At 40.0% G+C, this 11,620-nt stretch carries 12 protein-coding genes; all 12 read right to left on the bottom strand.

Features of this window, described 5'->3' with window-relative positions; genetic code table 11:
• Positions 1 to 11: 11 nt before the first annotated feature.
• The gene (gene hisS / locus HADU_RS02865; RefSeq protein ID WP_008303410.1) at positions 12 to 1,307 is read right to left on the bottom strand and encodes a histidine--tRNA ligase; all 1,296 of its coding nucleotides are present in this window, start codon (positions 1,305 to 1,307) and stop codon (positions 12 to 14) included.
• A gap of 3 nt (positions 1,308 to 1,310) precedes the next feature.
• Complete coding sequence (gene ispG / locus HADU_RS02860; RefSeq protein WP_008303409.1) at positions 1,311 to 2,432, bottom strand: flavodoxin-dependent (E)-4-hydroxy-3-methylbut-2-enyl-diphosphate synthase; 1,122 nt, start codon at positions 2,430 to 2,432, stop codon at positions 1,311 to 1,313.
• Positions 2,433 to 2,455: 23 nt separating this feature from the next.
• Complete coding sequence (locus HADU_RS02855) at positions 2,456 to 3,247, bottom strand: helix-turn-helix domain-containing protein (protein ID WP_008303407.1); 792 nt, start codon at positions 3,245 to 3,247, stop codon at positions 2,456 to 2,458.
• Entirely contained in the window at positions 3,238 to 4,038 is an 801-nt protein-coding gene (gene pilW / locus HADU_RS02850) for a type IV pilus biogenesis/stability protein PilW (protein WP_008303405.1), read from the bottom strand. The genes HADU_RS02855 and pilW overlap by 10 nt, the downstream gene beginning before the upstream one ends.
• A gap of 14 nt (positions 4,039 to 4,052) precedes the next feature.
• On the bottom strand, positions 4,053 to 5,288 hold the full coding sequence (gene rlmN, locus HADU_RS02845; RefSeq protein ID WP_008303403.1) for a 23S rRNA (adenine(2503)-C(2))-methyltransferase RlmN: 1,236 nt from the start codon (positions 5,286 to 5,288) through the stop codon (positions 4,053 to 4,055).
• Positions 5,289 to 5,410: 122 nt separating this feature from the next.
• Positions 5,411 to 5,842: a nucleoside-diphosphate kinase gene (gene ndk / locus HADU_RS02840; RefSeq protein WP_004813112.1), complete on the bottom strand. Its 432-nt coding sequence runs from the start codon at positions 5,840 to 5,842 to the stop codon at positions 5,411 to 5,413.
• Between the two features lie 110 nt (positions 5,843 to 5,952).
• Positions 5,953 to 6,153: a Fe-S cluster assembly protein IscX gene (iscX, locus tag HADU_RS02835; RefSeq protein ID WP_004813114.1), complete on the bottom strand. Its 201-nt coding sequence runs from the start codon at positions 6,151 to 6,153 to the stop codon at positions 5,953 to 5,955.
• 89 nt (positions 6,154 to 6,242) lie between these two features.
• Positions 6,243 to 6,794 carry a phosphatase PAP2 family protein gene (locus HADU_RS02830; protein ID WP_004813115.1) on the bottom strand — a complete coding sequence of 184 codons (552 nt, stop codon included), beginning with the start codon at positions 6,792 to 6,794 and terminating at the stop codon, positions 6,243 to 6,245.
• A 69-nt stretch (positions 6,795 to 6,863) separates the two neighbouring features.
• Positions 6,864 to 7,274 (bottom strand): hypothetical protein, encoded by a 411-nt coding sequence (locus HADU_RS02825; protein WP_004890015.1) that lies wholly within the window; start codon positions 7,272 to 7,274, stop codon positions 6,864 to 6,866.
• A gap of 12 nt (positions 7,275 to 7,286) precedes the next feature.
• On the bottom strand, positions 7,287 to 9,620 hold the full coding sequence (locus HADU_RS02820) for a fimbria/pilus outer membrane usher protein (RefSeq protein ID WP_008303397.1): 2,334 nt from the start codon (positions 9,618 to 9,620) through the stop codon (positions 7,287 to 7,289).
• A 44-nt stretch (positions 9,621 to 9,664) separates the two neighbouring features.
• The gene (locus HADU_RS02815) at positions 9,665 to 10,366 is read right to left on the bottom strand and encodes a molecular chaperone (protein WP_004813121.1); all 702 of its coding nucleotides are present in this window, start codon (positions 10,364 to 10,366) and stop codon (positions 9,665 to 9,667) included.
• 113 nt (positions 10,367 to 10,479) lie between these two features.
• Positions 10,480 to 11,001, bottom strand: a complete 522-nt coding sequence (locus HADU_RS02810; protein WP_008303393.1) for a DUF4402 domain-containing protein — start codon at positions 10,999 to 11,001, stop codon at positions 10,480 to 10,482.
• Between the last annotated feature and the right edge of the window lie 619 nt (positions 11,002 to 11,620).

Genomic DNA, 11,620 nt, shown 5'->3' with positions numbered 1-11,620 from the left:
TGTTTTATCGATTATTTTGAAGAAATTTTAGTTGTGAAGAATGCCACAAAATCAGTAAATGGCACATCTGATTGCTCTGCCGTTGCCAGCTCTTTTACGGTAAAAGTCTGTGCTTCCAGTTCACGTTCACCCATAATCACGGCATAGATCGCACCAGACTGGTCTGCCTTTTTCATTTGCGATTTCATTGAACCTTGTGAGCCAACTTTCAGGCGAATACTACTCCCGGCAGCTTCTAACTGGTCACGGATCTGTTCAGCCAAGACCAGTGCCTGACCTTGAGAAGCAGGGTCTGCCACCAGAAATACTTCACAATCACGTACAGGTGTGTTGTCTTCAACTTGCTCCAGTAAAAGCAGTAAGCGCTCCATCCCCATCGCAAAACCAACCGCAGGTACAGACTGGTCCGCCTTACCTTTTAACTGACCCACCAGACCGTCATAACGACCGCCGGCACAGACTGTACCTTGTGAACCTAAATGTGTTGTGGTCCATTCAAATACGGTTTTGTTGTAGTAATCCAGACCACGTACCAGTTTCTGGTTGATGACAAAGCTGATGCCTGCATCAGTCAAATACTGTTGTAACTGGTTAAAGTGCGCCAGTGTTTCTTCACCCATAAAGTCATGCAGTTTAGGTGCATTTTCTAAAATAGACTGAGTTTTGGCATCTTTAGAATCCAGGATACGTAATGGATTCGTGGTCAAACGACGCTGAGAATCTTCATCCAGATCGGTTTTATGCGCTTCCAAGAATTCAACCAATGCCGCGCGGTATGCCGCACGTTCATCCGACTCACCCAAAGTGTTGAGTTCAAGCTGGACTTTATCGGCAACACCCATACGTTTCCATAAACGCGCTGTCATTAAAATCAATTCAGCATCTTGATCTGGCGTTGCTACACCAAAAGTTTCCACACCAAACTGGTGGAACTGACGGTAACGGCCTTTTTGTGGTTTTTCATAACGGAACATAGGTCCGACATACCACACTTTCGGGGTCGCACCACGCAGCAGGTTATGCTCAAGCATGGCACGTACGCAACCTGCTGTACCCTCAGGGCGCAGCGTCAAAGACTCCGGTGGATTGCCTTTGTCCAGAAAAGTGTACATTTCTTTTTCAACGATATCCGTTGCATCACCGATTGAACGTTTGAACAGATTGGTCTGTTCAACGATTGGCAAACGAATTTGTTGATAGCCATAGGCATCCATTAGGCCCGATAAATGCTGTTCAAGACGTCTCCAAGCTGGGGTTTGCGTTGGGAGAATGTCATTAAAACCTTTGATTGCGACGATTGAACTCATGATCTACTCAGGAAAACTTGTACGAATAATTTCTTTAGATTTAGCTTCTTCAAGCTCGGAAACACGTTGACGAACCATAGCTTCGATTTCATCAACCAGTTGATTGGTATCAATTAAATGGCTCTTTTCGCCATTACGATACACCAGCGAACGTGGACTTGCACCTACTACACCAATGTCGGCTTCCTTAGCTTCACCCGGACCATTTACTTTACAGCCAATCACCGAGACATCCATTGGTGTACGAATATCTTCCAAACGTTCTTCAAGCGATTGCATCACTTTAATTACGTTAAATTCCTGACGTGAGCAGCTCGGGCAGGCAATGAAGTTAATCCCGTTAGAACGTAAACCCAGCGATTTTAAAATATCAAAACCAATTTTCACTTCTTCTTCAGGTTCTGCTGCCAATGAAATACGCATGGTGTCACCAATGCCTTCCATCAACAGACCACCAAGGGCGATTGCAGACTTCACCGAACCTGTACGGTAAATGCCCGCCTCAGTCACACCCAAGTGCAGCGGGTTATCAATCTGTTTAGAGAGCAGGCGATAAGCATCCATGGTCAGGAACACATTTGATGCTTTTACCGATATTTTAAATTCATGGAAATCTAAACGGTCTAAAATATCGATATGACGCATCGCCGATTCAAGCAGTGCTTCGCCTGTCGGCTCGCCATATTTTTTCTGGATGTCTTTTTCTAATGAACCAGCATTGACACCAATACGCATCGAGATATCGTTATGACGCGCAGCTGCCACGACTTCACGAATCTTGGCTTCTGAACCGATGTTACCTGGGTTAATACGCAGACAGTCTGCGCCCAAGTCAGCTACTGCTAGGGCAATTTTGTAGTCGAAGTGAATGTCTGCAACCAATGGCACACTCACCTGTTTACGGATTTCCCCAAACGCTGCCGCTGCTTCCATACTTGGTACAGAAACACGCATGATATCAGCACCCGCATCGACGCAGCGCTGGATCTGTGCGACCGTTGCGGCTACATCACAGGTTTCGGTATTGGTCATACTCTGGATGCTGATAGGCGCATCACCACCGACATAAACAGAACCAACACGAATCTTGCGGGTTGGACGGCGTTGAATCGGATTCACAATCATGATTTGTTTCTACTCTCTTGCCATTAACGTGATAAACGGAATTCTGCTTTTCCGTTTACAGTATATGGTGACAATGAAATATTTTCGTTATTCAGGGTCATGGCCACAGCGGTTGCATCATCAAGACGGATCTGAAATGGGGTTTCACCATTTAAATCCAATGTTGATGATTGACGACCAGTAGCAAGCACTTTACCAGTTGAGTCAACAATATGGACTGAAGTAGGACGGCTAAATTCAAGTTTTAGCTGATCACCAGATACTGCTGCATTGGAATCCATATTAATGATTTCAACATCTGATGCCTGAGTCATTACTTCCGGTTCTACTTCAGCGCTACTATTGCCTGACCAGTTTTGGATTATCGTTACCAATACACCTAAAACTGCTAACGCCACTAATGCGATTAAACCGCGTTTTAACCATTTACGGTTACGGTCACGATTAGAGCCTGGTAATTTACCCATAATCTTGATTGGGGAGTTGTTCAAGGCATGATTCGGCAACAGACCGGTATCATTAGCATAAATCTCATCAAAACGTTGAATGATATTCGATGCATCGACGCCTAAGAACTTCGCATAAGTACGATAATAACCCTTGATAAAGGTCGCTTCCGGTAAAGCTTTATAATCATCCTGTTCCAGTGCAGTCAAAGTTTTGACTGGAATATTCAGTTCACTTTCAACATCTTCCAGCTCAAGTTTTTGGTTGATACGAATCTGGCGCAAGTACTCACCTGGACGTTGAACATTTCCTAACGCGTTTGGCGCTACGCTCGAATTATTCGATGGTGAATTAGGATTTACTTCCATACGGCCTCAGTAGTGTACTGTAATTGCAAATAACGTTGGTATTCCGGGCTTTCAGGGAATAATGCACGCAATTGATTGACCAATACTTGCATGCCCATTTGATCACCCTCGGCACGCGCAGTACGAATGCCGATCCAGAGCGCACGAGCACTCTGGTTTTTCTGTCCCACTGAACGTGCAAATTGTTGATACATATTCGACGCCGCCGGGAACTGCTGATTCAGATAAAAAATCTCTGCCAACTCTAACATTGAAATGTAAGAATCGCGATTGGCTTGCAGGGCCTGTTTGAATGATTTTTCAGCATTCACCAGATCACCCTGCTTCAGGTAGATCCGCCCCATATTTTCAAGCGCAAGATAACGCTGGTCATAGCCCAGTGTCGCGCCTGCAATTGCAAACTGTTCAATTGCATCATTATAACGTTCAAGCTGATACAAATAGGTGCCATAATTGTTACGTGCCTGTGCATTTTTAGGTTCGGCTGAAATCGCGCGCTTAAAGTAAGTTTCGGCACGATCCAAGTTCAGCCTACTACCTTCCTGCTGTAACAAAACACCCATCATCATATTGGCTTGAGCATCACGTGAATTAATTTTAAGCGCCTCATCTAGCGCTCTTTTCGCTGAATCCAGATCACCAGTCTTCAGATATTCAACCGCCAATTGAGTACGCACCTGGGTCGCTTTTTTAGGATCCTTTTTACCCACTTCTGCCGTTTGACAGCCAGATAGAGCAATAGAAACACATACTGTTGAAATAAAAGCAATTTTAGATGTCAGATTTCTCAATTGGTGACCTCTTGTTATCCTTGTGAGCGCATAATCTCATTGGACTGCGCGATTTTCTTCTTCCATTGTTCCGCACGGCGAGTACGGTCAGCAACTTGTCCCACTAATTGACCACACGCAGCATCAATATCATCACCACGTGTCTGACGAATCGTACACACAAAACCTGCATCAGACAAAGTTTTTTGGAAAGAAATAATACGGTTACGGCTTGAACGGCCATAAGGCGCATGCGGGAACGGATTAAATGGAATCAGGTTAATTTTGCTTGGCAAATTCTTCAACAATTTAATCATCTGCTGGGCATGTTCTGGTTTGTCATTCACGCCGTCCAGCATGACATATTCAATAGTCACATGTTTACGTGCGCTTTCATTGCCATCTTTAGTGATATAGCGCTGACATGCTGCAATAAGGTGCTCAAGCGGATATTTTTTATTGATTGGCACGAGTTCATTACGCAGTTCATCATTAGGTGCATGCAATGAAATCGCCAGAGCGACATCAATGTCTTGTGCAAGTTGATCAATTTTAGGCACCACACCTGATGTTGATAGTGTCACACGGCGTTTTGACATACCGTAGGCAAAGTCATCCAGCATGATACGCATTGAACTGAGTACAGCATCATAATTCAATAACGGTTCGCCCATCCCCATCATGACGACATTCGTCACTGAACGCTCACGCTCTGCCACAGGCACATCTTCCATATAGGAATAGTTTGCCATCCATAACTGGCCGATAATTTCAGCCTGGCTTAAATCACGCTGGAAACCCTGTTTACCCGTTGAACAGAATGAACAGTCCAGTGCACAGCCCACCTGTGAAGAAATACACAAGGTCTTACGTGAGCCAGTTTTATCTTCTGCTGGAATGAGGACAGTTTCAACCAGTGAACCTTCACCATCACCGACACGGAACACCCATTTACGCGTACCGTCTTTAGAATAATTTTTATGCACCACTTCTGGCGCTTTAATTTCACAAATTTTTTCCAGCTTTTCACGCAACTTGCCTGAGATATTGGTCATCTCAGCAAAATCAGTCACAAAAAATTGGTGAATCCACTTCATCACCTGCCCGGCACGAAACTTCTTCTCACCCATATCTTCGAAGAATTTTTCCATTTGCGGACGTGACATGCCAAGTAAGTTCACTTTCTCGACAGCCTTTTGCTGTGCTGGAGCGGATGGAGTGTGTTGCTGTGCATCAGAAACTGCTGATACAGCGACTGCTTCAGTACTCATGTGTATTACCTAAACCATGTCTAAAGATGAAAGGAGAAGCTCAATATCTGAGCAAAGAATTATTCAGGGAATAAAAAAACCAGATAAGTATAATAACACTTATCTGGCTTGAATACTGCGAATTAACGAGTACGTGGAGCAATCTCAGTTTGAGCGAAGAAGTAGTTAACTTCACGGTCAGCAGATGCTACAGAGTCAGAACCGTGAGCAGCATTTTCGTCGATGCTTACAGCGAAATCTGCACGGATAGTACCAGGAGCAGCTTCTTTAGGGTTAGTCGCGCCAAGAATTTCACGGTGAGCAAGAACTGCGTTTTCACCTTCAAGAACTGAAACAACAACTGGACCAGAAGTCATGAATGCAACTAGGTCACCAAAGAAACCACGTTCTTTGTGCTCAGCGTAGAAGCCTTCAGCTTCAGCTTGAGTCAGGTGCTTCATTTTAGTCGCAACAATTTTAAGACCCGCTTTTTCGAAACGAGCAAAGATTTCACCGATTACGTTTTTAGCAACTGCATCTGGTTTAACGATAGATAATGTACGTTCAATAGCCATGATTGGCTCCTTTAGTCAATGGTTGACATGAAAATTTGGCGCATTATACCGAGATAATCCGCAATTTTCTGCTTTTACTCTGTAAAAAAATCGCTTTTTTGGATGAGGTCTTAGCGTGCCTCGTCAATCCATGCCATTTGAATGGCTTCAAGCAGGCCTTCAGTTGATTTTTCAGGATTATCTTCAAAGTCTGGAAGTGCACAAACCCATGCATGCAAATCAGTAAAACGAATCCATTGCGGATCCACGTCTGGGTGTGCTTCATACAGTTCAATTGCGATATCAAGAGTATCAGTCCAACGTAAACCCATATCTATTCCTAATAGCCATTTGCTTCGATGTGGTACTTTAGCAAATCTGGCAGAATCTGCGAGTGTTTAGCGGTTCCAGAGCTATATTTTTACAACACAATGTTCAAGAGCGGTGCCAGAGATATAAAACTTACCGCCACAGTTATACCGATGACAGCCCCCATTGCTACATCACTCGGATAATGCAGACCGAGTATCATTCGTGAGGCTGCGACTAACACAGTAAAAGGCAGCATTAAAATCAGTAGAACTGGAACTGCATAACCTAACATCGTCGTTGCCATGACGGCATGCAAGGTATGTCCTGAGGGAAAACTGTAATAGTCTAGAGGATGGTCACCGAGACGAATAAGCTGATGCACCTGATAAGGTCGGGGGCGTACAGTTTTAGTTTTTAATACTTTGTAGATTGCCGTACCAACAGTACTTCCCAGAATTAAATACAGCATTTGTAGGCTATATAATAAACCTTGTAGCGCCCAGGTAGTGATGATCATCACGTACCAGAATACACCATTGCCAAGCCGGCTGATAATTTTGAAAAAAGCAGCCACACGTCCAGAATGCGAAAGATGATTTAATACTACGCAACCTTTTAAATCCATCTCCATTAATTTTTGTTTTGCGTGATGGAATTTCACCGTTTGGCTTCCTGTAATATTTTCAGTTCATTTTATCGATTCTTAGCTACCGAATTATTTAAATCAAATTTAGAAATTAATATCGACTGAAATCCGATCACGATAAGTACCTGCTGGAACACCATTAAAAGGATTATCTACCAGTTGAACAGATACGATAAATTTCTGTCGCTGGGCTGCACTCTGCTGGAGTGGTACTCCCCACGCATTACCGCTTGCTCCTCTTAAATTTAACTTAGTGCGGAGTTTATAGGCGCCATTAGATACATAACTCATACCATCAGTACTAACCAGATTTTGGCTATTAAATAAAATTGAATAACCAGTATCACAGCTGATATTAAAAGACGTGGCTGCCTGGCTACGCTGGTAGCTTTGCAAACGAAGCTCATCATTAGCAAAGCCATCAATTGAACAATATTGAGCAGATGCCATGGTGCTCATCGCGGATACTGCTATTAATAACAAGAGTTGTTTCATTATAGTTTTCTCCTACTCGCAAACCGTTTCAAAAACATGTTTGTCCGCATTCTGGAATTGTATTTCATTCAGATTAAATTGTGCCTGGCATTGCTTTCCGCCTTGAGTTTTAATTTTCAGGTTATATGCCCCTGCCTTAAATAAATAAAGATAGACCATACCCTGGCTATCAACAAAAGAAGCTTCCTGACTGAGCCCGTCTACAAGAACTTCAGACCCTGCAACCAGCGAATTTTGCTGTGCATCCTTAAGTTTGACAGCAACCCGTTTTGTTTTATAAATCGGAAAATCCAGACGATATCCGCGTTGATCTAAGCCCACCAGTTTCTTAGAAGAGTGTTCAAAAGTTTCATCCATTGCCAGCTGGTTATGATCAAAAGAAATGTCATAATGAATATAAGGAATAAGATTATGAACAAACATATACCCTTGTTTATTGGTACTTCCTACACGTGTTGCCGAGCGATAAATATCAATATCTGAATGTTGGTCCACATTAACCAAGGCAAAAGCGTTATCGGCATATTTGGTCAATGCAACTTTATTCCCCATCCAAACTAATGCGCCATCAAATGTAACTTGTGAATTACGGCGATCCTCATATTCATCATGAGATAATTGCAAGTTACCTACGCTGGTTTTCCATAAACCATAAGCATTGTAGTTAATTTCTTCATCACTTCGGTTTACACCCACGACATAATCAAAGCCATTCTGGGTCATGGTTCGATGGGCATAACTTAAACTTGTTTCATTATCTGCGGTATCATGATCCAGAGAAATCCGCCCTCGTTCGCCCCAGTTATAATAAAAGGCGATACGAAATCCTTGATCTCCATCCTCACTAAAATCTTTATAATAGCCAAAATCCGTATATAAGTTTCTCGTTAGAGCTTTTGTCGCTCTAATATCAAAAAACTTACGGTCTTCTCGGGGTGAATCATCAAATTCATTATAATAAGATTGATAAATAAAATTAAAATTTAGACCATCAATAATTTTAAGATTAGAAAAGTTAAAATATAAAATACTTGAAGTCTCGATTTCGGAATCATATAAGTCAGTATTTAAATATTGATACTCTTGAGTAAAATATCGACTATTTAAGCCAACTGACCAGTATTGGGAACTTCGACTCAAGCCAACTGCAGCCGCATAACCCTGCTCATCTATACGATCTGCCTTGCTTGCTGATACGGCAGTATCTAAAAGAAAATACTTACTGATACCTTGGGTCCACAACACATCCACATTGCTAACATCTTCACTATAAAGTAAATCTAGGCCCAAGGTTGTAGAAGAGGTGATTCCTCGGCGAAAATAGAGTTTGCTAAAAAAATCACGATAATCATCATCCACAAGATCATAGTTATAACGCAGCTTTCCTAACGAAATATGGTATTCATTTAACCTTGGCTTCAATAACCGGCTATTAATATAAACAGGAAAACTCCGAACAGTACGATTTCCAAGTATATCTTCCACCACAATTTGAGCATCACCTGCCTGATTGACGACTCCTCCAGCTGGTAAATTGTAATTACCCGGGGTGATTGAATCCCGGTAAAGTCTTACACCATTAATAAAAAGATCTACCGTAGAGGGTAAGCTGGCGCTACCATTTAAGGCCGGGATATTCCAATACACAAAATCAGGACGATCAATATAATTAGTTCCAAAACTTAAACCGCCAAAACGAAAAGAATTATTTAGTAAGTTATAAGGACTGGTTGTATCACCGAAAGTCAGCTTTAAAAATTTTGTCGGAAAATCGATATCTAAGGTACTGTTTACGCGCAAAAACGTTTGTTCTGTTTCCTCAGGTTCATTCCGATAGAGAAACGCATTTTTAAACAACCAATAATCTTTAAAGATTCCAAACTCTGAGAACGTATTAAACTCCTGATCTTCTTCATCCTTACCATAGAACAGACTATAGTTCACAAAGCCACCAAAGTTTGCTTTTTCCGGAACTTCTATTTCCAACTCATAATCGGTTCCTACGAAAAAATCTGCAGGAAAGAAGATTTTAATCGCCTGAAGACTATAATCATCCTCGACTGTAATTCCTGGCTGTGTTAATGAACAAAAATCTTTCTTAGCTAGGTGTCGTGAAATTTTTTCTACCCGTATTCCAATATCAGACAAAGCTTCACATTCAACAAATCTTTTCCCATTCTCAGAAAATGTTACAGTTTCAGTGTGATAATCCACACCATTGATCCATATATTAACGATAAATACTTCTGGACTTTTTATTTGATTTGATTCTTGACTAAGTTCTGCATTTGTATTTATCGCTCCCATACCACATGCAATCATTAGGAAAAGTTTTGTGGCTTTCATAGCATGATCCTTTTACTATTTCTTATTTTTATGAGATAGAACTATCACCCTTTTACTGGAAACTCTAAATACCCTGCCTGCTCATCTAACTTAATTTTTAATTTGGCTATATTCCCAGTTTTAATTTCACCTAATTCAAATTTAATTTTATTACCGCTTAACACATACAACGCCAAATCTTGTCGCAGTAATTCATTATTTTTATTATCGAGCACAACAACTTCAGTAATTTTCGCAAAAGAATTTTCTGAATTAATGATATTGAGATAGGCTACATTATTAATTTTATGTAGATCCACACTGAGCTTTGGAGGAACTACCTTTCCAGCAAAAAGTGGTAAAGAAAAATTAAATAAAAAGTTAATTGCAGACTCCTCTACAACCGGTGTTACTTCCTTAAAAACTACTCTCCAAGACTGTTGTTTTTCCAGGTTTTCTGGCGGCTGACTAAAGCCAATACGCACAATCTGCTTACTTTCTGGTTTAAGTTCAAAAGTTTTTGGATTAAATAATAAAGTTCTATCTTCTACGAGAACATCTTCTCCTTTTTCATCCTGCTGCCATTTAAATGCATTAACTTCATAGATTTTAGATTTAGATAGACCAGTACTTTCGATATTAACCGTAGTACTTTTCTGTCTTTTAAAATCTTGGATATTTAATTGTATCGGATTAAATTTAATTCCTGCAGACAAAGAAGCACTGTAGAGGAGCATAATTAGCAACCCTATTAATTTTATATTCACCTTTGACTCCAAATATTTAAATATAATTATTATTAATTTTTTATATTAAAGTAGGAGATGTTTAAAACATCTCCTAACGGTGTAACTATTTTATAAGAATGATTTTCTTATTTTTAGAATCGAACCGCTACTGTATAAGTACCACGGTAAGTACCAGCATCAGCGTTGTTATAATCATTTTGTGCAACTGTTGCAGTTACATTAAATGCCTGATCGGCATTGCCTGTACTAGCTAAAGTACCACCATTGTATGCATCAGAAGCGCCATTTTGACGTGTGCTCACTTGTACCGGTACTGCGCCACCCGCTCCAGTTAAGGTATTTGGTGCTGAGATTTGCAGTCTGTATGGTGCATTTGTACGTACATTAAATGTTCCTGTATCTGTCCAAGTACCATTTTGTGCTTGAGCCAGCGTTAAGGTTTCATCTACGATATCTAGGTCGCAATGTCGAGCGACATCTAGAACTACATTAATTTTTCCATCACACTTATCACCACAAGCATGCTTGCCTGGTTTATGTGGTTTAGTCGGTTTAGATGGACCTGGGCCACGATCTGGGCCACCTGCATATACACTTGCTGATCCTAAGCCAAGTACAACTGATGCTAATGCTGTTAGAACTATTTTATTCATTTTTTTCTCCATTCTTTTAAAAGAATATAAATATTTATTTCGAAGAACGGTTAATGCAAAACTCTTATTATTATGAGTGCAGCTACCTAACCGTAGGCTTATCTTATTATTATTAGTGCCAAAACATACAAATGTGATAACTTTCACAATATGTTTTATTATTCTTTAACAAAGGCACACTTTTGTCTTAGATCACTATATTCTAAAGAATTATTTTTTCGAATTTTAGAATTAAAGCAAATTAAAGATAAATTTATAAAAACCAATTTTCTACCAATATTTTTAATTAAAAAAATAGATTAAAAATAAGTTATTGTTTTTTAATTTATTTATATTCAATAAAAAATAGTTTCATTAAATATTAAAATCTTACAAAACCTTACAATTTACAATCTAATATTTTAAAATAAAAAAATTACTAATTTTATTTTTTGATTTTTCATATATTTACATTATCCTTATCATCAAAAAACCATTCAATACAAATAATTAAATATTTACAATCAACAACTTAATAAATTATTTTTCACTATTTTAATCCTTGTATCATAATTAATGACTTTTATTTCTTTTTCTATACTGATGTGGTTCCGTTAATTAGACCACTCAATTCAGTTTT

It is taken from the genome of Acinetobacter sp. HA, assembly GCF_000264725.1.
GTDB classification, from domain to species: Bacteria; Pseudomonadota; Gammaproteobacteria; order Pseudomonadales; family Moraxellaceae; genus Acinetobacter; species Acinetobacter schindleri.
This window is presented reverse-complemented; position numbering and strand designations above follow the sequence as displayed.